We start from the raw sequence: 24,769 nt of genomic DNA, 5'->3' as shown, positions 1-24,769 counted from the left end.
TAGTTATCATATTTAGAGAAGGGGCGATTTAATGCGTGCGGTAAACTGGAACAAAAAAGAAGATGATTTTAGTTTAATGTTTTGGAAGCAAAATATCGCTCAGTTTTGGACAGAAGAAGAAATCGCGGTATCTTCTGACAAAAATACTTGGGCACAATTATCAAAAGAAGAGCAGATTGCTTATAAGCGTGTATTAGGTGGTTTAACACTTTTAGATACGAAACAAGGCGGCGAAGGTATGCCTCTTGTACTTGTTCATCTTGAAAATTTACAAGCGAAAAGTGTATTAGCTTTCATGGGAGCTATGGAAGAAGTACATGCGAAAAGTTATAGTCACATTTTCACAACATTAGCTACAGAAGAAGAAATTGATGATATTTTTGACTGGGTAGACAATCATCCATTACTTGAGAAAAAGGCCGGTATTATTACTGGTTATTATCGTCGTTTGTTAAAGCCTGAAGTGACGAAAAAAGAGCTATATATGGCAATGGTAGCAAGTGTGTTCTTAGAAAGTTACTTATTCTATAGTGGATTCTTCTATCCGCTTTACTTAGCTGGTCAAGGAAAACTAACAGCAAGTGGTGAGATTATCAACTTGATAATTCGTGATGAGTCAATTCACGGCGTATTCGTCGGTATTTTAGCACAACAAATCTTCGCAGAACTTTCTGCAGAAGAGCAACAAGAAGTGCAGAAGGAAACAAAAGAGTTATTAATGGAACTATATGAAATTGAAATGGCCTATACAGAAGAAATTTACACTTCTATCGGTCTTGTAGAAGATGTAAATCGTTTCGTTCGTTACAATGCGAATAAAGGGCTTATGAACTTAGGACTTGAGCCGAAGTTTGAAGAAGAAGAAATTAACCCAATCGTTTTAAATGGTTTACGTACAGATACGAAAAACCATGATTTCTTCTCTGTAAAAGGAAATGGTTACGTAAAAGCAACGAACGTTGAAAAGTTAGCTGACGATGACTTCGTGTTTAACTTTTAATATAGGATTATAAAGAAAAGCTGTCTTATTGATTGATAAGACAGCTTTTCTTTATAATTTTGTTTACATAACACTATTATTTTTGTATAGTGATTAATATTTTGGAAGTTCTATTCAGTTAACGGATAGAACTTTTTTGTAATTAAATGGGTATTTACAAACTTTTTGTATCGGTGTATTATTTAACTAGTACACCGATACAAAAGGAGGGAAGAAATGAAAATAGAGTTTTCTCCAAATACACCAATTTACATTCAGGTAATGGAATACATAAAAAAAGAGATCGTAACAGGACATTTATTGCCTGGCGATAAAATTCCCTCTGTCCGTGAATTAGCCAGTGAATTACAAGTGAATCCAAATACGATTCAGCGTACATTTCAAGAGCTAGAACGGGATGGAGTTGTTGTAACACGTAGAGGAATGGGCCGGTATGTAACGAATGAAGGGGAGAAAATTATGGAGCTGCGAAAAGAGATGGCGAAAGAATTACTTCATTCTTTTATAGATGGAATGGACAATTTAGGTTTTTCAGAAGAAGAAATTCTTACAATTCTTCGTTCTTCATTACATGATAAGAGGGAGGAGAGCCAATGACAGAGCTATTAAAAATAGAAAACTTATGGAAGAGATACGGATTAAAAGCAGTGATCCGTGAATTAAACATAGAGATTACGGAAGGGAAAATCGTTGGGCTTGTTGGAGATAACGGGAGCGGGAAAACGACGTTATTGAAAATAATTGCAGGTTTGCAACACCCTTCTGAAGGTAGTATTACAATAGACGGTAAAAAGGTAGGATTACAGACGAAAGAAATCGTTTCATTTATGTCCGATAAGCCAGTCTTTGATGATTGGATGACTATAAAAGACGCTTTATTTTTCTACCGAGATTTTTATAAAGACTTCGATATTCAAAAAGCGGTAGATACGATTGCAGAATTTAAAATACCGTTAGAAGAAAAAATTACAGCATTGTCAAAAGGTATGGTTGAGAAGCTGCAGATTATTTTAACGTTTTCTCGAAAAGCGAAACTATACGTACTGGATGAGCCATTGGGCGGGATAGATCCTCTTTCTAGAGAACATGTATTGAATCTAATTCTACAGTTCTATAGAGAAGATTGTACGATATTAATTTCCACTCACTTAATAAATGAAATTGAAAATATTTTTGATGAAGTGATCTTTTTAAAAGATGGAGAAATGGTTCTATATGAAAATGTAGAAGAAATTCGTTTTCAGAGAGGAAAAGCGGTTCATGAATTGTTTAAGGAGGTGTTTAGTAAGTGAAGTCAGTACTTTCCTATTTATGGAATGTAAATAAGAAAAGATATATTGTTACTTTTTTACTCTTTGTGCTAATTGAAGCTGTGTTATTTTCACAAATGATTGTAAGAAAAAGTGATGCGGCTATCAGTAGACAAGAGGGCATATTTGGAATCATTATGATTATATTTTTCTTTTATGTTGTTTATATGTTTATACAAACAATGAAATCATATTCACGCTTACTAACTAATCCAATGTTACGACTTACAGCAATATCTGGGAAACAATATGTAATTTCTATGCTTATTTTCTCATTTATCGCAATGGCTATATGGTATGGGATATGTGGAATTCTTTTCTACGTAAGTTATGTATTAGCTTTTCCTACGACTTCTGTATATATAGAGGCAAAAGAGATTATGCAAATGGGCATAATAAACAATTTAATATATACAATAAGCGATTTATTTGAATTTTTGTTTAGTGTGTTACAAATTATATTAGTGATTACTTTAGTTAAGTTACTTGTTAAAAAGAAAAAAGCGCAAAATATACTAATCGTTATTATTTTTCTAGTAATAAATATCGCAATTACTTTAGCGACAACTTTGCTAGGAAAATTAGCTCCAGCTTTCCAAGTATTGCGAAGAGTAGAATATCATAGTGAAAGCAAGAGTCTGTTTATTAATATGTTTCAAGAAAATGGATTTAATATTTTTAATATAAGTTTCATGGTAATGGTTAGTGCTCTAATAATATATGTAATTGCTTATATTATCGATAAAAAACTAGAAGTCTAAAGGAGGAATCAGCATTGGGAAACGTAGTAGTAAAATTAGAGAATGTTCGAAAAAAGATTGGTGGAACGGAAATTATTCGTGGTTTATCATTTGAGGTTCGTGAAGGAGAAGTATACGGATTCCTTGGACCGAACGGTAGCGGTAAGACGACGACGATCCGTATGATGACAGGTCTTATTTCAATGACAGAAGGCGATATTACAATTTGTGGACATAGTATTCGCTCGGAGCGTGAAAAGGCACTAGAGCAAATTGGAGCGATTGTAGAAAATCCTGAACTATATGATTATATGACAGGAATGCAAAACTTAAAGCATTTTGCGAACATGGCCATTACACCGATTAGTAAAGAGCGTATTGCTGAGATTGTAAAGCTTGTTGAATTAGAGCATGCAATTCATAAAAAGGTGAAAACATATTCACTTGGTATGAAACAACGTTTAGGAATTGCACAGGCATTACTTCATCAGCCAAAAATCTTAATTTTAGATGAGCCGACAAATGGATTAGATCCAGCTGGTATTCGCCAAATTCGTGATTATTTACAACGTTTAGCGAAAGAAGAGAATATTGCTGTAATCGTATCAAGTCACTTATTGAGTGAAATTGAATTAATGTGTGATCGCGTTGTTATTATTAAACAAGGTGAGTTTGTACAAGAGTACAACTTACATGAAAAAGTGAAACATGATGAGGCAGTCGTTGTAGCGTTTGAAGTAGATGAAGTTCAGAAAGCGAATGAAATTATTAAAGGTAAAGCAAAAGGGAATGTGATTGTAGCATCTGTAACAAAAGAAAACATTCCGCAACTTGTCAAAAAACTTGTTCATGCTGAGGTGCTTGTATACGGAGTTACTGTTCAAAATAAAACGTTAGAGGATGAGTTCTTAGCGATTACTGGGGGAGTGAAAGCGTAATGTTTAAATTAATTCAAAATGAATTTTTAAAATTACATGCGAAAAAAGGTATGTATATTTTAATTAGTGTCATTGCTTTATTGGAGATTTTAGGAGCTGTAGTACTGGCGAAATGGGGTGAAGCTGGTAGTTTAAGTGGATCTTACTTAGATTTTGTAAGTTCAGATATCGGCTTAATTATGATATTCACAACGATTTTTGGAATTACAACAGCTTCTCGTACAATTACAGATGAATTCCAAAAAGGAACGATTAAACAATTATTAATTCGTCCAAGAAAACGAATGACAGTTTTATTTTCTAAATATATTACAGTGTTATTAACGATGTTATTTATTGTATTTGCTAGTATGTTAATTGCCATGATTATTGGATTAATTGTAATGGACGGTAGTAAAACTGAATTAACGTTAGGAATTGTTTTGAAAACAATATTATATCAGTTGCTATCGCCATTTTTCTTTGCAACACTTGCATTTTTCTTAGCAAACGTATTTAGAAAGTCTGTATTACCATTAATTATTACGATGTTCCTATTATTCTTACAAGGAGCAATTAATATGGCACTAATGATGTTTGCAAAAGGTGTAGCGAAGTTTGTAGTATTCTTCCATTTGGATTTAAGAGCTTACGACAGTAATAAATTAATTAGTGGTGGAGTAGAACCTACATTTACAGAATTTACGTTTACAACTTCATTATTACTTGTAGTTGCATACTTTGTTGTGTTACTTGTAGCTTCAAGTGCATTATTCCAAAAACGTGACGTATTATAATAAAAGAAATCCCCGCTTGTAAAAACGGGGATTTTTATTACATAAATTTCTCTTAGATTGCAACTTGAAGAACAGAGATATGGTATTTTAAGAGATATGCTGTTTGAAATGATTTGAGAAAAATAGGAAGAATTTCAACTAGATTCATATTGTAATTTAGTTATCCAATTATTTATAAGGAAAGGACGCCTATAAAATATTGATTCAAGTTTTACTTTATTTTTTACTATCTTTGGGGGTGTTTCATGTGCACTATGCATTTTCACGTATAAGACTACGTAGTTTTTTTGGATGGATGATTATAGGGGTGTTCCTTACAATGATTCCATTAGGTCTAGCAAATGTTTCTGAGAATACGATGGAGGTTATTTCACAAATAACTGTATTTTTTGTATTTCCGTTACTTTGGCTATACGTAAAAACAAATAAAAATAATGTTGTATTTAACAGTTTTTTTGATAAGCCAGGACGTTTACCTTGGGGATTAATTGTATTAGCAACGATAATGGGAATGATTTTTTCGGTTGGCATATCTCAGATTCAATTTTACATATTAGCACATACGTTACCGAATTTCTTAGTTACTATGTTAGAAGACGGAAATGTTATTAATACGAGTAACATATATATGACGATATTTACTTTCATTTCAGCATGTGTGTTAGCGCCTATTATGGAAGAGGTTATTTTTAGGGGATTTTTCTTACAGCGAATGGCTTATAAATGGGGAATTAAAAAAGCTGTAATTATATCTTCAATTATTTTTGGCCTAGGACATTTTGATGTTATTGGTGCGTTCATGTTTGGTGTCGTTATGTGTCTTTTATACATAAACACAAAAAATATATGGACGAATATAGCTGTGCACGCTCTAAATAATTTGATTGCAACAAGTATGCAATTTTTCGGTGGAGAAGAAAGTGGTACAATCTCAATTACTGAATTACAAGCGCAAAGTAATTTATGGATTGGTATCGGTCTTACGATTGTCGGATTACTTTGGTTAATTCCTTACATTTGGAAACAATGGCGTACAGTAAAAGAAGTTGGCGTGCCACCAGTACGGTTTATAAATGAGCTAAAAGTAGTGAGTGCATCACAAGAAAATGAAGTGTATAGTCAAGTGATCATAACCGATAGATTGATGGCTATAGAGTTACCAGATGAGGTTGTAAATAAGCTTCGGTTAGAAGAAAATGATTATGTAACAGTATCTGTGGAAGAAGATAAAATCATTATAAAGAAAGCACATAATAGATAATTAAAAAGTAGCTCCTTAGGAGCTGCTTTTTAATTTGTAATAATTTCCACACGAAAATTATTACCGTTCTTTACATATTTAATATCTGTAACAGTGCGGACCGTCTTTAAAATCTCCACTTTTTCACCAATTCGCGGGATGGTTGGAACATTGTCCCAAATACCAAGTAAGTCATCTAATTGTGCCGTTTTTTCATAAAACCAGATTTTCAATGTAAGGCCCCTTTCTCGAACTTTATGTATTTTAATACATGATATATTATTTTTATTCTTAATGTAAGGGGTTTTTTTATATTTTATGAATAAAAATAAATTAATTTTCTGGGAAGATATGTTCAATATCAGGAGTAAGAGATACTTCTGATAATACGATATGAGAAACTGTCGTTGCATATGAAGAAACATCATTGATAAATTCTTCAAGTTCAACGAGTGAAGGAACAGAAATTTTTACAATGTAGCATAAGCTTCCTGTTACTCGGTAACAAAAACTTGCAGATGGATAAGACTGAATAAACTGTTGCATACGTGTTGTATCACCATTTTTTAAAGTGATTTCTAAAATACAATCTAAAACTAGCCCTGCTTTTTTATAGTCGATATCGATTGTATATTTTTGAATAACGCCTTCACTTTCAAGTTTACGAACACGTTCTGCAGTAGACGGAGCAGATAAGTTTACTCGTTTCGCCAATTCACGCATAGAAAGGCGACTATCATTATATAATTCATTTAAAATTTTTCGATCAACACGGTCTAGTTGCATTTGTAAATATACCTCCAGTAAAATAATGATTTTTGTAAAGGAAAAATATAAATTAAGATTCATATGAAATGTAAAGTGAACGTTATTTATTTTACAATAAAACAGAAGGAAATAGGAGGGGAAATGATGGAGAGAATTTCATTATCAAATGTAGGAGATACAAAGTTTCAAAAGTTATTAGGGCATAATTCGGATATATTACATTCGTGGAGTACGTTAGAGGATACACTGTACAATAAAGGAACTCTTTCAGCAGAGTTGAAGGAGCAAGTGAGAAGAACATTAGCGTATGGGAATGAATGTCCATACTGTATGGCAAAGGGAAGACCTGAAGGTGTGCAAAAGGCAGAGGAGATAGGTGTAGCCGTTACTTTTGCGCATACATTTGTTCATGACCGAAAAGCGATAGATGATACTATGTTTCACGTATTAAAACAATATTGGACAGAAAAAGAAATTGTAGAGCTTTGCGCCTATGTTTGCTTTATTACTGCGTCACAACAACTTGGTTTTCTATTTCAATTACAGCCAAATTAAGGGGGAAATGATGACAAATCAAATAGCACTTATCATAATCGATGTACAAAAGGCATTTCAATTACCAGATTGGGGCGAGAGAAATAATATTTTTGCTGAAGAAAATATGAGAATTTTGTTAGAAGAATGGAGAAAAAGGAAACAATCAGTTTTTCATATTCAACATGTAAATAAAGAAAATGCTCAGTCAATGTTTTATGAGAGAGCGGAAACGGTAAACTTTAAAGAAGAAGTGCAACCACTACCTGGTGAAGTGGTTATTCAGAAGTTCGTTAATAGCGCGTTCATTGGGACAAATTTAGAAGAGCAATTAAGAGAGAAGAAATGTAATGCAGTAGTAGTTGTGGGATTAACGACAAATCATTGCGTGGAAACTACGACACGAATGGCAGGGAATTTAGGATTTACAACGTATTTAGTGAGTGATGCAACGGCTACTTTTAACCGTAAAGGTTTAGATGGTAAAGAGTATAGTGCAGAAGATATTCACAATATGACGCTTGTAAATTTACATGAAGAGTTTGCTACGATTGTGACGACAAAAGAAGCATTAAAATTATTTTAAAAAAATAATTGCGAATTATATAGAAAAAAATAAGAATATTTCGTATAATCTAAGTACAATCATTTTGAAATAGGGGTGGCATCATATGGAGCAAATTCCGGTAAAGAGAATAGAAGAAGTACTTGTTGTAGCAGGGGATGATAAACAGAAGCAAAAGGAATTTTATGAACTGCTCTTATCTACTGAGTTTTATGTTGCTGGTTCACTAGAAGCAGAGGACGGGGCAGCAGAAGGAATACTTCGTTTGCGTCATTTCCAAGGAGAGGGTAGATGGATCGTTCCGTTCTTTACACAAATGAAATTTGTAAAAGATGTGTTGCCAGAAGGAACGCCCCTTATTACGATACGTGGGAAAGAGTTATTTGGTAGCATTGAGAAAGATGCTACAGCTGTATTAAATGTTGGCACTGATATAAGTAAAACATTTGTTCCAGAAGAAATTGCAGATATCGCATCTGGACGAATTTTTAATTATTATAAGTAAAAGGAAAAGCGTAATCGCTTTTCCTTTTTAATTTGAACATGGAGTGGCTATACCGGAAGAAATAGAGACTGTTTTATTATTTGTGTTTATTGTTGCTGTAGCTCCAAGTGGAATACCGATGTTTGGACTTATATGTCCAATTGGTAAACCGAATAGGACAGGTATATGATATGGCGTGAAATATTCATATAATATTGTTTGCAATGATTGAGATGGCTTTGAAGGGGGGCAGTCGTGACAACTTGTGAAAATAACGCCCATGCATTCATTAAACTTTCCAGATAAAAGTAGCTGATTTAACATACGGTCAATGCGGTACGGTTCTTCACCAATGTCTTCAAGTAATAAAAGTGTATTGTCCGTATTTATCTCGTAGGGCGAGCCAATTATACTCGTTAACACAGCTAAATTTCCTCCAACTAACGTACCTGTAACTTTACTGTGAGAGCTAGGCACGATACATTCTGATGCAGATAAAATGGTTGAATACGGATGGAATAGCTGATTGAAAGAGGAGAAAGATAGGGAATCAATACCTTTTCCTAGTTCTTCAATCATCGGACCATGAAATGTTATAAGCTTTGCATAACGTGAAACAGCAGTATGCAAAGCTGTAATATCGCTATATCCCCAAAAGATTTTTGGATTCTGCCTAATAACTTCATATTGAATGTGAGGAAGAAGACGAGCACTTCCATAACCACCTCGTGCACAAAAAATTGCCTTTACTTCATTATTTGTAAATGCTTCATGTATATCGTCAAGCCGAACCTGATCACTTCCGGCTAAAAATCCATATTTCTCGTAAACACTCTTCCCGATTATTACAGATAACCCCATCTTTTGTAATATATTCACACCTTTTAATACATTTTCGATTGTAGGTGGACCAGATGGTGCAATAATCATTACTGTATCACCTTGTTTTAATGCATTTGGATAAATCATTAAGCTCAGCCTCCTTCTCTTTCAATATATTCGCTTCATATGAAGTTCAACCCTTGCAAAAGCAGGGGAAAGCTTATCAAATAAAGAAGATATAAGGGAAATAGGAGGGAAAATGATGTTTACAAGTCGAGTAACAGACATATTAAAAATTGAGTATCCCGTCGTTCAAGCCGGTATGGCAGGCGCGATTACGTCGCCAGAACTTGTTGCAGCAGTAAGTAATAGCGGAGGGTTAGGGATGCTTGGAGCGGGCTATATGAGCCCAGAACAAATTCGTGAAGCAATTTATAGAATAAGAGAACTAACAGATAAGCCTTTCGGTGTTAATTTACTTGTAACGAAAGAGATACAAATAGAAGAAGAGAAGGTAAATGAGGCGAAAGTATTACTAAGTGGAGTGAATAGAGAATTAGGTATAGAAGTAGAAGGGACGTTAAAGCTTCCAAAAAGCTATAAGGAACAATTACAAGTGCTATTAGATGAAAAAGTACCGGTCGTTAGTTTTGCATTTCAAACGTTAGAAAAAGAAGAAATAAATGATTTGAAAAGAAGTGGAATAAAAGTTATCGGAACAGCTACCCATGTGAAGGAAGCGAAAGTACTTGCCGAGCTAGGAGTAGATATTATTGTCGGGCAAGGTAGCGAAGCCGGAGGGCATAGAGGAACGTTTATTGGGAAAGAACGAGATGCTATGATCGGTACCTTTGCGTTAATACCTCAGTTAGTAGGAGCAGTTCCGGATATCCCGATTGTTGCAGCAGGTGGTGTAATGAACGGGCAAGGGCTTGTTGCGGCATTGGCACTAGGAGCAGAAGGTGTTCAAATGGGATCCGCCTTTTTAATAAGTGAAGAGAGTATTACGCACGATGTGTATAAAGAAGCGATTTTATATAGTACAGATACGAGCACAACTGTAACTCGTGCGTTTTCCGGGAAATATGCACGGGGTATCCGTAATGAATTTATAGAGAGACATGAAGGAAAAGAAGAAGGGCTTCCGATGTATCCAGTGCAAAACGTATTAACTTCTAAAATACGCCAAGAGGCAGCGAAGCAAAATAAGGAAGAATATATGTCACTTTGGGCAGGACAGGCAGCATCGTTGGCACGAATCGAATCAGCTCAGCATGTAGTGGAGCGAGTTATGAAAGAAGCGGAGAATGCAATCGAACAATTACAAAATATATACAAAAAGACCACTTGAGTAATTCAAGCGGTCTTTTCATTAATTTGCTTTATAAAATTGTTGGATGGCTTCGTCGATGTAAACCCAGCCCTTCCAACCTAAGTGCATATGATCTTTTAAGAAGTATTTATCGTATTCATGATTTGAGAAGTCGGCAATTGGATAACCAGCTTTTTCAATTTGCTCATGAACTTTCTTATAGTATGCTTCGCGGCGTTCTTTCGGGAAGCCAGCGTAGTCGTACCAAGGACCTTTTACAGGAACAGAAATGAAGAGTGGTTTTGCACCAGATTGTTTTAATAAATCAAGTACAATTTGTAAATCTTCATATTCTGGCGATTGGTCGTAAGCATCATTTTTTAAGTAACCTTCACGTTGCTTTAATTTTTTCTTAATTTTGCTATTGAAGTAACCATCTTCGATACCATATTCATTAGATCCAGATTCTGTTGCACCTGTTTGATCCGCATGTTTACGAGCTTCTTCCCAGTTCATTTGTTTTAATGAAGGATCGAGCTTCTCTTTGTGGGGTTTAATATTAAACATGGCTGTAAATAAATCTTTACGATCTAAAATGTTACGGTAAATATAAGCGAAAGGTTTAGCTGCAAGTGCTTTTACTTTATACTTCGTATCATCATAAGCGATACCTTCAAGCGAAATTTTTAATAAAGTTTCTTTTTTTACAATCTCAAAGTTTAATAAACGCTTTGCAATTTGTTTTTTCATTTCAGGTTGTAAATCATTGTTGAAAATGAAGTGGTAACCTTGTTGTTTTGAAAAGTTAGGTGCAAAGTGCGTTTCATCAATACCTTGTGGTACAAACCATTGCGGAGAAAGAACGAATACCATTTTCTTATCTTTCAATTGATCCATTGTAGATGCGAAGTTTAACACATGTACAAGATCTTGTGTTCCGCCGCGTCCAAGAAGGAATGGCGTAAATCCTTCAGGCTTTACTTTAAAATAATTAGATGGATGGAAAGCATCCATACGTGCGAATTCCGATGAACCGTACATCGGAAGATATTTTGGATTTGCTAACATCTTTTGCTGTAAAATCATACTTTGAATTTTTTCTTCTTTTAAAGAAGTAGCAGCTTGTTCTACTTTTTCATCACTTAAAAGTGGAAGTAGGAAGCGCGTTGGAATAAGTAAGAATACAGCAAAAAGGGCCAATGCTAAAAGCATCGGACCAAATTTTGCTTTGTTCATCGGATTTCTTCCAACTTCTTAATAACCATGTTTGGTGTAGCCCACTCGTCACGGTCAAAATCAGAAATAGAAACTTCAATATCTAAACGCTCTTGGAATTCAACTAATAAAGATACTACAGCGAAAGAATCAAGGATACCTTCTTCAAATAATTGAACATCTAAGTTTTCTTTCACAATATCGTTTTCACATACTTCTTCTAAAATATCTAATACTTGCTCTTTGAATTCTGCCATTTTTAAAATCTCCTTTATATCCGAAATTATTATATGTGCAACTTCTTAATGGAATAAGAAGGGTGCATTAAAAGTATCTGTTAAGGTGTCCAGAGAAGATTAGGAAACCGAAACATACAACGTGGAACGTAATTACAATCGCAAGGATGCGTGTGAATTTATTGTTTGGCCAAAACTTATGCTTTTTGTTTTTTCGTTCGAAAATATCGAATAAAATAAACAGTGCGGCATGATATAGACCATAAATAATATACTGCGCAACAGCGCTTCCTTGGATATGCCAAATTCCCATAATGAAAAAGTTTAAAAATGCACCGATATATGAAATTGTGTAACGGTTCTTAATTAACTTTTTCTTCGTTGCAAAAAAGACGAAACGCATGTAAATAAAATCACGGAACCAGAATGATAAACTCATGTGCCAGCGGTTCCAGAAGTCTTTAATATTACGACTAAGGAATGGCTTATTAAAGTTTTCTGGCGTTTTAATTCCCATCATATAACTTACACCAATTACAAAAGAGCTATAACCAGCAAAATCAAAGAATAGATATAAGCTATAGCTATACATGTAAATCATATTTGAAAAGATTGTATCGTGTTGAGCGAATGCTGGATCCATACAATATTGCTTTATTAAGTAAGCAATAATAAATTTATACAAGAAACCTTGGAAAATACGATTTAGTCCTGTATATAGTAAATTTTGATATTCTTCAGCGCTAGGTGGCTTTTGAATATCTTTTTGGAATCTTCTGTAACGATCGATAGGTCCTGTTGAAATTGCAGGGAAGAATAAAACGAATTCCCAGAAGTTAAAGAAAGAAAGCTCTTTAATTAAACCATCACGAACTTCAAATACCATTTGAACTGCTCTGAATGTTACGTAAGATATACCTAGAAAAACAACAAGTTTTAACTCAGGTAATAACGATGCAAAGGGTGCGATTTTTGCCAAAATAAGAGGCAAAATCGATAAAATAACAGCTATGCAAAATGTGAATGTACTATTATTTTGCTTTCTTAAAATTAAATAGCCTTTAATAAGGGCATATTGCCAAATAATAAATGCAGCTAACATCATTGCTTGCTTTGGTTTATCTGAGAAGATAATAGCAAGCATGACTAATGTTAAAACGGCATTATATTTACGCAACATTTTACCTTTTAATCCAGCTATGATAGTAGGTATTAATAAAATGCCCACTATAGCGAAAAAATAAAATGATCCATATGCGGTCATGCTGTAACCTCACTCAATAATTTTTTGCGATCTACCTTTCCATTTGGTGTCATTGGAATAGAAGATTGATACATGAATTTACGTGGAATCATGTAGTTTGGTAATCGCTCATTGAGTTCTTTTTTGATTGCAGATGTTAATTTGAATTCTTTTTCAAACGAATGCTCTCCAGGAACAACAACCGCTAATAAATAATCGTATTTCTCACCTTTTTTAATTGGAACGATAACTGCTCCCTCTACGTAAGAACACGCACGAAGGTGATGCTCAATTTCTTCTAATTCCATTCGATAACCATGCAGCTTAATTTGGAAATCAAGACGACCATTATAGAATAGAAGACCATTTTCTACATAGCCAGCATCGCCTGTTTTATAGGCGCGCTCACCGTCAATCATAGTAAATGCTTTTTCTGTTAATTCAGGGCTTCCTAAATATCCAACGCTTACGCTTGGACCGACAATTACGATTTCACCTTTTTCACCATCAGGTGCAATCGTGCCATCTTCTTTCATAATAAGAAGGCGACAGTCTGATTTACAATAGCCAACTGGAAGTGATTTGTATTGATCAAGTACTTCTTCTGTAACGTGAATACCTGTTACAGCGACAGTAGCTTCTGTTGGACCGTACGTATTCATAATTGTTGCATTTGGGAAACGCTCAATTAATTTTCTAGCTACTTCATTTGGTAATACTTCACCGCAGAATAAGAATGTTTTCATGTTCGGTAGCATACTCTCAGAGAAGGATGCTTCCATTAAACACATTTCAGCGAAAGAAGGTGTGGAAGTCCATACTTGTATATCCGATTGCTCTAAAGAAGCAAACAAGTCTTTTGGACGCGCAATCATATCTTTATCGATTGCCCAAAGTGTACCACCTGTTACTAATGATGGGTAAATATCCATGACAGATAAATCGAATGAGAAAGGTGCTTGGTTTAAGAATACTTGCCCTGTTTGTAAGTTGAAATCTTCTACAGCCCATTTTGTAAAGCTAACAAGGCAGTTATAAGTAATCTGAACCCCTTTCGGATTACCTGTGCTTCCTGATGTGTAAATAATGTAGAAGTTCTCATCACCTTTTACCGCATGTTCAGGATTTGGAGTGTTCCCTTTATGAGTAAAGAAAATATCTTTTAAGTTGTCTTCACTTACGATGCGAACTGGTAAATCAGTTACAGTTACTGCTGCTGCCGATAAAAGTAATTTCGCACCAGAATTTTCAGCGATACGTTGTACACGATCAGCTGGGATAGATAAATCTACAGGAATATAAGCATGTCCAGCTTTTACACATCCTAAAAAGTTAATAATCATTTCAGGTTGCATATGGCCATACACCATAATTGGTGAACGATCATCTGGATACGCAGAAGAAATCCAATGTGCTAACGCATCAGAATCTTCCTTTAATTGTTTGTACGTAATTTTCGCATCTCGCCAAACAAAAGCAGTTTGATCAGGCGTTTCAATAGCCCACTTTTCAATTAGTTCTAATAACTTCATAACGTTCCCACCCTAGAATTCATTGTAAATAAATGTACTTGTGTTTGTATCATGGAATCCATACAACCAAAGTAATGCAAATAAAATTGCAAGGTAATAAACCGTCTTTGCAATCCATTGTGTGAGTGGTCGAGACCATATCTCTTTTAATCTTTCCATGTCTTTCCCTCTCTTAATGAAATAATAGCTCTTTGTAGGTATCATGTCCTACATTATTGTGAAAAAAACAAAATCCCACATTTTAGGTAAAAATAAGTCAAAAGGCTCTTTTCTGATATTAGCACTAAATACTAAAAAAGAAAATCCCTAACTTAGCAATTATATTACATTCAGCATGAATTTGTAATGGGTTTGATATGTAAATAGGAAGTGGATTGTGTGAATGTATAAAATTGCCCTGAGAGAATGTATAGAAATGCAATATTTGTTTGCATTTTTTCATAGTTAATGTATGAATTCCTAAAGTTTCTTAAAAGGAGGAATCTCTAATGAAGAGGGTTTGGAAGGATCTTATTTCAGAAGAAAACATTATAAAATGGAGACGACATTTCCACAAGTATCCGGAATTATCATTTCATGAAAAAGAAACTTCGAAATTTATATATGATACATTATGCTCGTTTTCTTCTTTTGAAGTAACGAGACCGACGAAGTATAGTGTACTAGCAATTAAAAGAGGCGTGAAGCAAGGGAAAGTGATTGCGATTCGAGCTGATATAGATGCTTTACCAATCCAAGAGGAGACAAGGAAATCTTATACGTCTGTAAATAAAGGAGTGATGCATGCATGTGGGCACGATGCTCATGCAGCTATTTTATTAAGTACAGCAGAGGTGTTATCAAATATGAAGGAAGAGTTTGTAGGGGAAATTCGTCTATTCTTTCAGCATGCAGAAGAAGTATACCCTGGTGGTGGACAAGAAATGGTCGAGGCGGGCGTTATGGACGGTGTTGATTATGTAATAGGTTTACATGTTATGTCTGGATTGGAGAGCGGAAAGATAGGCATTGCGTATGGGCCAATGATGGCAGCTCCAGACGTATTTACAGTTGAGATTCAAGGCAAAGGAGGACATGCAGCACGTCCAGAAGAAACGATTGATCCTATTGTTATCGGAGCACAGATTATTACAAATTTACAACATATCGTATCAAGAAATACAAGTGCTTTCATGCAAAGAGTCGTTTCAGTTACGCAGTTTCATGGGGGAATGGCTGATAATATTATTCCAAGTACAGCAACTTTAATGGGAACTGTACGTTCTTTTAATCAAACATTAAGAATAGAAGCGGAAGAAAAAATTGAGAAAATCGTGAAAGGAATTACAAAAGCACATGGAGGAGATTATACATATACGTATCGTTACGGATATGATCCTGTTATTAATGATGAATATATTACGAAAGTAGTAGAAGAAAGTGCACTACATTTGTTTGGGAATGAGCGTGTTGTGAAGCTTGAACCTTCTATGGGAGGAGAAGATTTTTCAGCATATTTAAGAAAAGCGCCGGGTTGTTTCATTAAATTAGGAACAGGTAATGAAAATATAGATACTTGTTATCCACACCATCATCCGAAATTTGATGTGGATGAATCAGCATTAATTTGTGGAGTGGAGCTATTTTTAGAGACGACTATAAGGTTAATAAAATCATAGAAAAACAAAAAAAGGCAACTGCGCTCTATTGCAGTTGCTTTTATTTCTTTCCGTCAGAGAGGGCTGAGAAAGAACTATGCTCATTCATAGTATATGAATAGCTAACGGACAAGCTTGTACATTTTAATCATTTTTTTAAAAATAGTTGTTGACATTGATAATCAATGTCAATTAATCTAAATGTAGTTGAAATTGATAATTATTATCAATAGGATGGATGCGACATGTTAATGAGAAAAAAATTTCACCTTCTACGGAGGGGATTAAAAGATAAAAATAAAGATGTTGATCAGCATATGGAATGGCAACGAAATATAATTCGGTCTGAATATGTAGATGAGAAGAAGAGTATTCAAACAGAAAAAGAGATACAAAGTAAAGGGAGAGGTTCAGTTGAGTAAGTTAGTAATGATTTTTGCAAGTATGAGTGGAAATACAGAGGAAATGGCTGACCATATTGCCGGCGTAATTCGTGAAACAGAAAATGAAATTGAAGTTATTGATATTATGGATTCACCAGAAGCTTCTATATTAGAACAGTATGATGGAATTATTTTAGGTGCATACACTTGGGGAGATGGTGATCTTCCTGATGATTTCTTAGATTTTTATGATGCAATGGATTCTATTGATTTAACTGGGAAAAAAGCGGCAGTATTCGGATCATGTGATTCGGCTTATCCGAAATACGGAGTGGCGGTTGACATTTTAATAGAAAAGCTACAAGAGCGCGGTGCAGCAGTTGTGTTAGAAGGACTAAAAGTAGAATTAACGCCAGAAGATGAAGATGTAGAGAAATGTTTACAGTTTGGAGCTGAATTTGTAAAACACCTTTCTTAATGGCAGAAGGGAGATGAAGAGCAAGTGCATGAGAAAATCTCAATTAAAACGATGACAGATTATCATTTGTATGATTTTATGCGGTGTCCGCATAAATTTTATTTTCGTCATATAAAAAGAAGAGAACCTTCTTCATTTGAATGGCAACAAATAGCACAAATGATTGTGAATCAAATTATTAACGAGTATTACACGCTACCTGCGGGTCAACAAACGAAAATTGTACTTTTAATATTAATAGAAAAGTGTTGGAAAAAAGTAAGGATTAATATGTTTGCTTCGAAGACAGAGTACTATATTGTATTAGCGAAGCTAACGGATCACTTATTACAGTTTGTTGAAAGGGATGATAGTCAGACACCACCATTGTTTTTATACGAGAAGTTTCAAACATATATGGAAGAGTTAGGTGTCCACATGTCATTGACATTTGAAGTTGGTGAGTGGAGTGCTGAGTCGTTTGTAATTAAAAAGTATGTTGTCGATGCAGATGAGGAAATGCTTGCTCTTTGTCAGAAGCTAATAACAGTATTCAGTTATAAAGCTTTCGGCGTTCTTCCAGGAAAAATTGAAGTTATTAATTTAATAGAAGGAACTAAGTATGAGTACATTCCGAAACAGGAAGATATTATAACTGGAATGGCTGATTTATCTAGAATGAAAGAAATGTTACAGCAACCTGAGCATTATACAGAGCGTCATTTTCGTTCTGAGTGTATGAGTTGCGCGTTTCGTAGCGAATGCCAAAGGGAAGAAGTAAAGAAAGAAGCGAAGCAGAAGAAAAATATCGTACATTAAAGGATGCAATTTTGCATCCTTTTTTGTTATTGACATGAAAAGCTTTTCATCATTTACGGTATATTTGTAGCAGATTTTAATAAAGTGAAACTTTAATCAGTGGGGGGGTTGTTCATCCCCCACTGATTATTAGCCTTAACCAATCGGGCTTTAACGGGCAGCCCGCCCCCCACCTAACTTCTTTGCTTCCGCTGAATTTTGAGGTGGGGGTCTTACTGCCCGCAAATAGCGGGATAAAGGGAGGAATAATTAATGAAAGATGAAACGAAAGTATTTCAATGGTTAAAAGAACAAAATGCTCCTTTTGAAATTCAACTGCAAATCTTACAGGCATTTCAATTGTATAAAGTTATTGTTGAAATGGATAAAAAGTTAATGATGTATGAGGAGAGAGTATATAGGGAGAGAATGTAATCTCATCCCTGTAATATCATTTTTAGCTGTTCTGTACCTGTAATGAATTCGAGTTCATTCTCTGACTCAAAGTTATAAATAATATTATGTAATAAAGGACTGTATTGATAAAAGGTAGTAATGCGGTGAATGAGTAATGGATCATGATGAGAAATAAGTGTACTGTACTGTTCATATACAGAAGTAGTAAACTCATGTCCGAAATCATAATATAGTCCTGCAAAATCAAAAGCAGGATCGCCAATTTGCGCATCACCAAAATCGATAACACCTGAAATGCTTTTGTTCTGCTTGTTAAATAAAATGTGATGATGTGTAAAATCAGCGTGAATGATTGTGTTTTGAAAAGTGGATGTAGCTAAACATGCAAAGAAATTTTCAAATAAGCGATTTAAGGCTAGTTTCTGTAATGAAGTAAGGTTAGTAGTGAGATATTGATTTAATTTTGTTTGTAGCTCTTTCCAGTAGGTACATGTTTTTTCAATAGGGAAACATAGCGGTGTAACTTGGTTTAAAGGAATACTATGTAGTACCGTAAGGAAAGTAGCTAATTGTGTAATAATTGCTTTTAGCTCTGTATCCTCCAGATTGGCAACTGTTTCTGTTTTTAATGGTTCACCATGAATGAGAGTATAGTAACTACAAAGAGGAACCTCCTCAGATTCATTTTTATAAATTAGGTGATATTGTGGAACTTCGATTTCTTGTAGTGATTGAGTGAGAATTGTGCATAGTTCTTTTTCTAACGGAATTCGCATTGCATATTCCTGTTTTCGCGGGAAACGAAACAGTAGCTCATCATTTACTATAACTGCTACATTATCCCATCCTTCTTCATTTTGTTTATATGAACGTATAGAAAGATTAGGCAAAGCTTCTTTTATATAATGTTTGTAAGAGTCCATAATTGTTCCTCGTTTCTGAGTTAAGTTATTCTACTTTATGATATCAGAATTTTCTTTCTATATGTTAAAATATAGCTATCATTATGAAGAAGGGCGGGAGTATTACGAAAAAAAGACTGTTAATCATTTCTCTATGTATCGCTTTTGTATTGTTTTGGTCATATAAAGAGGAGGTTTTTGCTACCTTTAAACCGATTGATCAGTACGGATTAAATAAGGAGTTAAAGAATAAAAGTATAGAAAATTTAACTCATAATGAAATGAAAAAGGTAGGAGAGCATTTTGTGACTGAACAACTATCAGTGTTTGAGTTTAATAATAAAGAAGATGTGAAACGAAAAGGTGAAGAAATATTTTTAAATAGAGGGTATGAACAATTAATGGAAAATTATTATCCAAATCGTTTTCAAGAGTTAGAGTATAAATTTACAAACGAGGAGATACGTGAAGAGACAGATGAGAGTTTTCTCTATCAAGCTGTAGCGTACGTTGCGGGTACTGAAAATGGTAAGAGAAGCGAAATGAAATTGAATTATGAAGTGAAAATTGTAAAGGTTAATAATATATTTATGGTGCTAGAACAAAAGCAGCGCGTACAATAAAGGAAATTCATTGCTCAATAGATCATTTGGGGGTGTACTACTTAATGCGGAATAAAAAGGCCCTCAAGGAATCAAGGACCTTTAAAGATTTTCATTTTGTTGACCAAGTTCTTTTTGAGCAATATATAAATTTCCTTGCTCTACTTGTTTAAGTGTATGAACAGAATCGCCTGCATATCCTTTTTGTGTTTTAACAGTTCTTTTGGAACGATTGGAATTTTGTTTCTTCATATAATAGGCCACCTTTCATCAAAAATAAACGAAAATGATAAGTATGAGTAATACAGCAGCGAAAATGGTAATGCCCATTAAAAACGAAGTGTTTTTATATTTAGGTGGCTTATGTACATCTTGCCGATATCCAGGTGAAATTTCAGGGGCAAATTCTTCATCGAATGGTTGCTTTTTTTCTTTTTCGTCCATATGTACCCACCTTTCTTTTTCATTATATTATACGTTACAAGAAAAAATATGCATAAAGAAAACAGCCACTTTATTATTAGCGGCTGTTTTGTGTTGTATATTTTCGTTGTACTTGAAAGAGACGGATAAGTAGGAAGGCAGCGCCAAATGCTAGACCGATAATAAGACCGATCCAATAGCCTTTTGCGGCCCATTCTGTATACGTTGCTAATATGTAACCTAGTGGTAGACCTATTATCCAATAAGCAATTAAAGTCATAATTAGAGCAACATTTACATCTTTATAACCACGCAGAGCTCCTTGTACAGGGGTTGCAATTGCATCTGAAATTTGAAATAAAATCGCAAAGATAAGAAATTCTTTTGCTAAATGATGAACTTTTGCATCTGTCGTATAAATAGAAGCAATTTGATTATCAAAGAAGTAGAGAAGAATCGAATATAATAAAGCAAAGGCAAGGGCTAATCCAATTCCAATCAGTCCGTATTGTTTTGCATTATCGTAACGTTTTGCTCCAACTTCGAATCCGACTGCAATAGTCATTGCCATTGCTAAACTGAGCGGAGTCATATATAACAAGGAAGCAAAGTTCATAGCTGCTTGATGAGCTGCAATAGTTGTCGTACTAAAATTACTCATCATGAGCGTTACCGCAGCAAAAATACTCGTTTCAAAAAAGATAGCAAATCCGATAGGAACGCCAAGCTTTAAGAATGCTGTCCAACTAGAAAGAGAAGGGCAATATAATTGTTTGAAAATGTTGAAAGAGGCAAAAGGCTCTTTCGTCTGAATAATAATGACTGTAATAATTAAAATGCACCAATATGTTGCAGTGGAAGCAATTGCTGCTCCGACACCACCAAGCTTTGGGAAACCGAAGTTACCAAAAATTAATAGGTAATTTAATATTACGTTAATTGGTAATGATAGCAATGTAATAATCATCGTTGTTCGAGTTTTTCCTAATGCATCAATAAATCCACGTAAAACAGTGTAAGTGAATAAAGGTATAATTCCTATTGCGATAATACTTAAAAATTGAGCTGCAATTCGTTCCACAGGTTCTTCTAAGCGCATGCCGTTTAAAATAGGTGAAACGACGAAGAAACCGATGAGGATAACAACGAAGCTAGCACAAATTGCTAAATAAACTGCTTGTATGACAACGTGGGGAACGTCCTTTTTTTTCTTGGATCCGACGAGCTGTGCAACAATGGGAGTAGTAGCCATTAAAATTCCTGTTAATCCCGTACTAACTGGAAGCCATATACTTGTTCCAATTGCAACACCTGCTAAATCAGTTGGACTTGCATGTCCTGACATTGTTGTATCAAAAAAACTCATCGCAAATAATGACATTTGCGTTACGAAAATCGGAAAAAATAGTAATACAAATTGCTTTAACTTTTGTGAAAATGAAGTAGTTTCTTTCATAAAATCCCCTTTCCATATAAAAAAACAAACTCTTACTATCATACAATTTAATCAAAGATTAGAAAAGAAATACGCGCCTACAACATATGAAACCAATAAAAAAAGGATGCACTTTGAAAAGGGATAAGGTATTATGATAAGGTGTGAAAAAATTACATATTATTTGTTATTAAGGAGGCACTACTTGTGGCTGATTGGTTAATTGGTTTAATCATGGGTGCTGTTGAAGGGTTAACAGAGTTTCTACCAGTATCATCAACAGGACATATGATTTTAACAGGACATTTAATTGGATTTGACGATGAGAGAGCGAAAGTTTTTGAAGTTGTTATCCAATTGGGATCGATTTTAGCAGTTGTTGTTATATTTTGGAAGCGTCTATGGTCGTTAGTTGGAATAGGTAAAGTAACAGACGGACCATCGTTAAATTTATTACATATTATTATCGGGATGATTCCTGCCGGGATACTTGGCGTATTATTCCATAGCACTATTAAAGAGGTTTTATTTGGTCCAGGACCAGTTGTTATTAGCTTAGTAGCCGGTGGTATTTTAATGATTGTTGCTGAGAAGTTTTCAAAACCAAGTACAGCAAGAACGTTAGATGAAATCACATATAAACAGGCATTTACAATTGGAATGTTTCAATGTTTAGCTCTTTGGCCAGGATTTTCTCGTTCTGGTTCTACAATCAGTGGTGGTTTATTAGCTCGCGTGTCGCATACAGCGGCAGCTGAATATACGTTCATTTTAGCGGTGCCGATGATGGTAGCTGCAAGTGGATTAGATTTAATTAAAAGCTGGGATGTATTAAGCTCGGCAGATATAACGCTATTTGTAACAGGATTTGTAACTGCATTCGTTGTTGCGATGCTTGCAATTGTTTCATTCTTGAAATTATTATCTCGTGTGAAACTAACACCGTTCGCTTATTATCGTTTCATTTTAGCTGCGGTATTCTATTTCTTCATTATGTAATAAAAAAACTGCCGAGCTCGGCAGTTTTTTTATTTTACTATTTTTTCCACCATATTTTCCATTACATGCTCCCAAAGAGAAGTATCATCAGCTAATGTAGCACGGAAATTAGCATACATTTCTTTTTGTTTTTCTTCGAATGTTGGATCTTCTTTTTCAGGTAATGTAGCGCGCATTGAAGTTACTAATTCTTGTACTTTTGGAGCGCGTGGTCCAAAGACGGCTTGTTCATTTCCATCTTTATCAATGAAAATAAAGATTGGAATCGCACGTGCTGTTCCATTTGTTAAATATTGATCCATTAATTCTAAGTTTTCGTCGCGAATTAATAAACTCATTTCAATATTTGCAACTTCAGAAATTCGTTTCATAACAGGTACGCATAAAAGAGCATCGCCACACCAATCAGCAGTTAATACGATAACACGCCAGCCGTCATTTTGACGTTCTTCTAATACAGGGAGTAATTCATTTGGAATTAAAAAGTTATTGTAAATGTGTAGTAGCTCATATTGGTTTACTTGCATTTCATTCACATATGTATCAAAGGACATACCTTTATCAGCCCATTGTTGTAAGTTCATAATTAGCACCTCTTTAGTAAGATTTGCTTTCATTGTACCAATTTTTATATAGAAAAGCTTGTATTCTTACTCTTTCTCGTCACTTAATAATTTATTTAAGAGGAAAAAGAATAGTACGACACATAATTCAGCTATGTTGGACATTTGTACGCTTTCTATCCAATCATCAGCAGTATGAATGACGAACCAATCTAGTGTAATTTCAATGAATGAGAAAAGAGTAATAGAAATCCAATTTGGCATGTTTTGTGTCAGTGGATATAGCAGCGCTTTGAAGAAACTGAAGATGAAAAATGTAATACTGTCTAAGAAAGTGATTAATAAAAAAAAGAGAAGTAACGCATTACGTGAACTATACTCTATACCTGTAATTTGAAAGATTCCTACATATACAAAAAATATAAATGCAAAAACTATAATGAGAAAAAGAGCAATAATACTAATGATAATCGTTTTATCTTTTAGGCTGAGATTTGAGAACTTCTCCTCCTCACGCATTAAAATACCCCCTTTTTCTGGAAGTTGACTTCATTTTATCATGAAATACATATTAAAAAACTACGAATTATGGGAAAATAAGGTGACAAAAAGTAAGATTTCATGTAAAATTATTAATAAGGTTTTTATTTAACTAAATGAAATAAAAGGAGCTGTCAATGTTGTCTCAAAATCGAGAGCAATTAATGGAAGAACTATCGACAAATGTGTTTGCTATGTTTCGCACATTGCGTAATGATATCGGAAAAATATTCGGTGGTTACATACCGTGGAATGAATTCATCGTCCTGAGAATATTAAATCGTACGAATAAAGAAATGGTATCGCGTGTAGCAAATGAATTAAATGTGTCGAATAGTCATATTACAGCTGTTACAGAAAAATTAATTAATAAAGGTTTTGTAACTCGTTCACGTTCTACATCAGATCGCCGAGTTGTGTATTTAGAGATTACAGAACAAGGGAAAGATTTAGTTGCGAAAATGGAAGATGCGAAAAAACAATATTTACAAGAAAGATTCTCTGCACTTTCAGAAGATGAAATGAATGTAATGATTTCAATTTCCAAAAAACTTATTTAAGTGATTATAAACAAGAAAACGCTTACGTGATGAAATAGAAGATCTTCCTTATATATGGGAGGTCTTCTTTCGTGTGTAATAGATGTTAAAAAATAAAATGTGTATGAAAAAAGATAGAGCGCCATACTACTAATACAAGGAAGGGAGGGAGAAATATGACGAATCGTAACGGTAGTAAAGGGAGCGGTAATCAAGGATCACCAAAGTCCGGCCAGTTCAATCAGGAATTTAGCACTGAATTTGAAACTGGTAATGATAATAAAGGGAAAGAATATCGTTCTAAAAAAGGGAGTAAATCAAAAAAGGAGTAAATCAAAAAAGGAGTGAATATATTTCAC

Annotated in this window: 34 protein-coding genes; 20 read left to right on the top strand and 14 right to left on the bottom strand. The window is 34.4% G+C overall.

What is annotated here, in order from left to right; all coding sequences use genetic code 11:
• Positions 1-31: 31 nt before the first annotated feature.
• The 7 genes from nrdF (at position 32) to C4S65_RS05295 (ending at position 6,025) form a co-directional block, all read left to right on the top strand.
• The gene (gene nrdF, locus C4S65_RS05325) at positions 32-1,000 is read left to right on the top strand and encodes a class 1b ribonucleoside-diphosphate reductase subunit beta (protein WP_098838523.1); all 969 of its coding nucleotides are present in this window, start codon (positions 32-34) and stop codon (positions 998-1,000) included.
• A gap of 216 nt (positions 1,001-1,216) precedes the next feature.
• Positions 1,217-1,597, top strand: coding sequence for a GntR family transcriptional regulator (locus C4S65_RS05320; RefSeq protein WP_000687512.1), 381 nt, complete (start codon positions 1,217-1,219; stop codon positions 1,595-1,597).
• A complete protein-coding gene (locus C4S65_RS05315) occupies positions 1,594-2,292 on the top strand; it encodes an ABC transporter ATP-binding protein (protein WP_061668004.1) in 699 nt (232 codons plus the stop codon). Before C4S65_RS05320 ends, C4S65_RS05315 begins: the two co-directional genes overlap by 4 nt.
• Entirely contained in the window at positions 2,289-3,071 is a 783-nt protein-coding gene (locus tag C4S65_RS05310) for a hypothetical protein (RefSeq protein WP_000843924.1), read from the top strand. Before C4S65_RS05315 ends, C4S65_RS05310 begins: the two co-directional genes overlap by 4 nt.
• A gap of 14 nt (positions 3,072-3,085) precedes the next feature.
• Positions 3,086-3,988, top strand: a complete 903-nt coding sequence (locus tag C4S65_RS05305) for an ABC transporter ATP-binding protein (RefSeq protein WP_000528789.1) — start codon at positions 3,086-3,088, stop codon at positions 3,986-3,988.
• Entirely contained in the window at positions 3,988-4,764 is a 777-nt protein-coding gene (locus tag C4S65_RS05300) for an ABC transporter permease (protein ID WP_061668002.1), read from the top strand. The genes C4S65_RS05305 and C4S65_RS05300 overlap by 1 nt, the downstream gene beginning before the upstream one ends.
• Before the next feature lie 247 nt (positions 4,765-5,011).
• A complete protein-coding gene (locus C4S65_RS05295) occupies positions 5,012-6,025 on the top strand; it encodes a CPBP family intramembrane glutamic endopeptidase (protein WP_000558814.1) in 1,014 nt (337 codons plus the stop codon).
• A gap of 29 nt (positions 6,026-6,054) precedes the next feature.
• Here C4S65_RS05295 and C4S65_RS05290 read toward each other — a convergent pair whose 3' ends face one another.
• Entirely contained in the window at positions 6,055-6,237 is a 183-nt protein-coding gene (locus C4S65_RS05290; RefSeq protein ID WP_000707107.1) for a DUF3913 family protein, read from the bottom strand.
• Positions 6,238-6,337: 100 nt separating this feature from the next.
• Positions 6,338-6,790 (bottom strand): Lrp/AsnC family transcriptional regulator, encoded by a 453-nt coding sequence (locus C4S65_RS05285; protein ID WP_001175499.1) that lies wholly within the window; start codon positions 6,788-6,790, stop codon positions 6,338-6,340.
• A gap of 123 nt (positions 6,791-6,913) precedes the next feature.
• On the opposite strand from C4S65_RS05285, the gene C4S65_RS05280 reads away from it, so the two are divergent.
• The 3 genes from C4S65_RS05280 to C4S65_RS05270 all read left to right on the top strand — a co-directional run bounded on the left by C4S65_RS05280 (position 6,914) and on the right by C4S65_RS05270 (position 8,376).
• Positions 6,914-7,327, top strand: coding sequence for a carboxymuconolactone decarboxylase family protein (locus C4S65_RS05280; protein WP_103945161.1), 414 nt, complete (start codon positions 6,914-6,916; stop codon positions 7,325-7,327).
• A gap of 10 nt (positions 7,328-7,337) precedes the next feature.
• Positions 7,338-7,892: a cysteine hydrolase family protein gene (locus C4S65_RS05275; protein WP_000184432.1), complete on the top strand. Its 555-nt coding sequence runs from the start codon at positions 7,338-7,340 to the stop codon at positions 7,890-7,892.
• Between the two features lie 85 nt (positions 7,893-7,977).
• Entirely contained in the window at positions 7,978-8,376 is a 399-nt protein-coding gene (locus C4S65_RS05270; protein ID WP_000435200.1) for an SseB family protein, read from the top strand.
• 27 nt (positions 8,377-8,403) lie between these two features.
• On the opposite strand, the gene C4S65_RS05265 is transcribed toward C4S65_RS05270, so the two are convergent.
• Complete coding sequence (locus C4S65_RS05265) at positions 8,404-9,324, bottom strand: LD-carboxypeptidase (protein WP_098301053.1); 921 nt, start codon at positions 9,322-9,324, stop codon at positions 8,404-8,406.
• 115 nt (positions 9,325-9,439) lie between these two features.
• Between C4S65_RS05265 and C4S65_RS05260 the strand changes: the two genes are divergently transcribed.
• Positions 9,440-10,528, top strand: coding sequence for a nitronate monooxygenase (locus tag C4S65_RS05260; RefSeq protein WP_142391524.1), 1,089 nt, complete (start codon positions 9,440-9,442; stop codon positions 10,526-10,528).
• 21 nt (positions 10,529-10,549) lie between these two features.
• Here C4S65_RS05260 and dltD read toward each other — a convergent pair whose 3' ends face one another.
• The 5 genes from dltD to C4S65_RS05235 form a co-directional block, all read right to left on the bottom strand.
• The gene (gene dltD / locus C4S65_RS05255; RefSeq protein ID WP_001030288.1) at positions 10,550-11,725 is read right to left on the bottom strand and encodes a D-alanyl-lipoteichoic acid biosynthesis protein DltD; all 1,176 of its coding nucleotides are present in this window, start codon (positions 11,723-11,725) and stop codon (positions 10,550-10,552) included.
• Positions 11,722-11,961 (bottom strand): D-alanine--poly(phosphoribitol) ligase subunit DltC, encoded by a 240-nt coding sequence (gene dltC, locus C4S65_RS05250; RefSeq protein ID WP_000807310.1) that lies wholly within the window; start codon positions 11,959-11,961, stop codon positions 11,722-11,724. The genes dltD and dltC overlap by 4 nt, the downstream gene beginning before the upstream one ends.
• Positions 11,962-12,028: 67 nt before the next feature.
• Positions 12,029-13,204 carry a D-alanyl-lipoteichoic acid biosynthesis protein DltB gene (dltB, locus tag C4S65_RS05245; RefSeq protein ID WP_000127954.1) on the bottom strand — a complete coding sequence of 392 codons (1,176 nt, stop codon included), beginning with the start codon at positions 13,202-13,204 and terminating at the stop codon, positions 12,029-12,031.
• The gene (gene dltA / locus C4S65_RS05240; RefSeq protein WP_000770497.1) at positions 13,201-14,715 is read right to left on the bottom strand and encodes a D-alanine--poly(phosphoribitol) ligase subunit DltA; all 1,515 of its coding nucleotides are present in this window, start codon (positions 14,713-14,715) and stop codon (positions 13,201-13,203) included. The genes dltB and dltA overlap by 4 nt, the downstream gene beginning before the upstream one ends.
• Before the next feature lie 12 nt (positions 14,716-14,727).
• Positions 14,728-14,874, bottom strand: coding sequence for a teichoic acid D-Ala incorporation-associated protein DltX (locus tag C4S65_RS05235; RefSeq protein ID WP_000440291.1), 147 nt, complete (start codon positions 14,872-14,874; stop codon positions 14,728-14,730).
• Positions 14,875-15,203: 329 nt separating this feature from the next.
• On the opposite strand from C4S65_RS05235, the gene C4S65_RS05230 reads away from it, so the two are divergent.
• The 5 genes from C4S65_RS05230 to C4S65_RS34270 all read left to right on the top strand — a co-directional run bounded on the left by C4S65_RS05230 (position 15,204) and on the right by C4S65_RS34270 (position 18,425).
• The gene (locus tag C4S65_RS05230) at positions 15,204-16,373 is read left to right on the top strand and encodes an amidohydrolase (protein WP_061667998.1); all 1,170 of its coding nucleotides are present in this window, start codon (positions 15,204-15,206) and stop codon (positions 16,371-16,373) included.
• A 224-nt stretch (positions 16,374-16,597) separates the two neighbouring features.
• Entirely contained in the window at positions 16,598-16,774 is a 177-nt protein-coding gene (locus tag C4S65_RS34275) for a hypothetical protein (RefSeq protein WP_000929008.1), read from the top strand.
• Positions 16,767-17,213: a flavodoxin gene (locus tag C4S65_RS05220; RefSeq protein WP_000041153.1), complete on the top strand. Its 447-nt coding sequence runs from the start codon at positions 16,767-16,769 to the stop codon at positions 17,211-17,213. Before C4S65_RS34275 ends, C4S65_RS05220 begins: the two co-directional genes overlap by 8 nt.
• Before the next feature lie 24 nt (positions 17,214-17,237).
• Positions 17,238-18,011, top strand: a complete 774-nt coding sequence (locus C4S65_RS05215; RefSeq protein ID WP_000544568.1) for a hypothetical protein — start codon at positions 17,238-17,240, stop codon at positions 18,009-18,011.
• A gap of 252 nt (positions 18,012-18,263) precedes the next feature.
• Positions 18,264-18,425: a hypothetical protein gene (locus C4S65_RS34270; protein WP_000651086.1), complete on the top strand. Its 162-nt coding sequence runs from the start codon at positions 18,264-18,266 to the stop codon at positions 18,423-18,425.
• A gap of 2 nt (positions 18,426-18,427) precedes the next feature.
• On the opposite strand, the gene C4S65_RS05205 is transcribed toward C4S65_RS34270, so the two are convergent.
• A complete protein-coding gene (locus C4S65_RS05205) occupies positions 18,428-19,330 on the bottom strand; it encodes an aminoglycoside phosphotransferase family protein (protein WP_000378989.1) in 903 nt (300 codons plus the stop codon).
• An 83-nt stretch (positions 19,331-19,413) separates the two neighbouring features.
• Between C4S65_RS05205 and C4S65_RS33960 the strand changes: the two genes are divergently transcribed.
• Positions 19,414-19,932: a hypothetical protein gene (locus C4S65_RS33960; protein WP_061667997.1), complete on the top strand. Its 519-nt coding sequence runs from the start codon at positions 19,414-19,416 to the stop codon at positions 19,930-19,932.
• Positions 19,933-20,013: 81 nt separating this feature from the next.
• Here the strand turns inward: C4S65_RS33960 and C4S65_RS34265 are convergent, their stop codons facing one another.
• The 3 genes from C4S65_RS34265 to C4S65_RS05180 all read right to left on the bottom strand — a co-directional run bounded on the left by C4S65_RS34265 (position 20,014) and on the right by C4S65_RS05180 (position 21,790).
• Positions 20,014-20,163 carry a hypothetical protein gene (locus tag C4S65_RS34265; RefSeq protein WP_000744623.1) on the bottom strand — a complete coding sequence of 50 codons (150 nt, stop codon included), beginning with the start codon at positions 20,161-20,163 and terminating at the stop codon, positions 20,014-20,016.
• A gap of 18 nt (positions 20,164-20,181) precedes the next feature.
• On the bottom strand, positions 20,182-20,355 hold the full coding sequence (locus C4S65_RS05190) for a hypothetical protein (RefSeq protein WP_000343556.1): 174 nt from the start codon (positions 20,353-20,355) through the stop codon (positions 20,182-20,184).
• A gap of 76 nt (positions 20,356-20,431) precedes the next feature.
• Entirely contained in the window at positions 20,432-21,790 is a 1,359-nt protein-coding gene (locus tag C4S65_RS05180) for an MATE family efflux transporter (protein ID WP_086406006.1), read from the bottom strand.
• Positions 21,791-21,976: 186 nt separating this feature from the next.
• On the opposite strand from C4S65_RS05180, the gene uppP reads away from it, so the two are divergent.
• On the top strand, positions 21,977-22,768 hold the full coding sequence (gene uppP / locus C4S65_RS05175; RefSeq protein ID WP_000796253.1) for a bacitracin resistance undecaprenyl-diphosphatase: 792 nt from the start codon (positions 21,977-21,979) through the stop codon (positions 22,766-22,768).
• Between the two features lie 29 nt (positions 22,769-22,797).
• Here uppP and C4S65_RS05170 read toward each other — a convergent pair whose 3' ends face one another.
• The gene (locus C4S65_RS05170) at positions 22,798-23,385 is read right to left on the bottom strand and encodes a thioredoxin family protein (protein WP_002040836.1); all 588 of its coding nucleotides are present in this window, start codon (positions 23,383-23,385) and stop codon (positions 22,798-22,800) included.
• Between the two features lie 33 nt (positions 23,386-23,418).
• Entirely contained in the window at positions 23,419-23,850 is a 432-nt protein-coding gene (locus C4S65_RS05165) for a regulatory YrvL family protein (protein ID WP_001206403.1), read from the bottom strand.
• Positions 23,851-24,011: 161 nt separating this feature from the next.
• On the opposite strand from C4S65_RS05165, the gene C4S65_RS05160 reads away from it, so the two are divergent.
• Positions 24,012-24,431 (top strand): MarR family transcriptional regulator, encoded by a 420-nt coding sequence (locus C4S65_RS05160; protein ID WP_000081432.1) that lies wholly within the window; start codon positions 24,012-24,014, stop codon positions 24,429-24,431.
• A 155-nt stretch (positions 24,432-24,586) separates the two neighbouring features.
• A complete protein-coding gene (locus tag C4S65_RS05155; protein WP_000184928.1) occupies positions 24,587-24,742 on the top strand; it encodes a hypothetical protein in 156 nt (51 codons plus the stop codon).
• The last annotated feature ends 27 nt before the right edge of the window (positions 24,743-24,769 follow it).

It is taken from the genome of Bacillus sp. ok061 (genome assembly GCF_900108285.1).
GTDB classification, from domain to species: Bacteria; Bacillota; Bacilli; order Bacillales; family Bacillaceae_G; genus Bacillus_A; species Bacillus_A thuringiensis_S.
The sequence above is the reverse complement of the archived record's forward strand: the minus strand, read 5'-3'. Positions and strand labels throughout refer to the sequence as shown.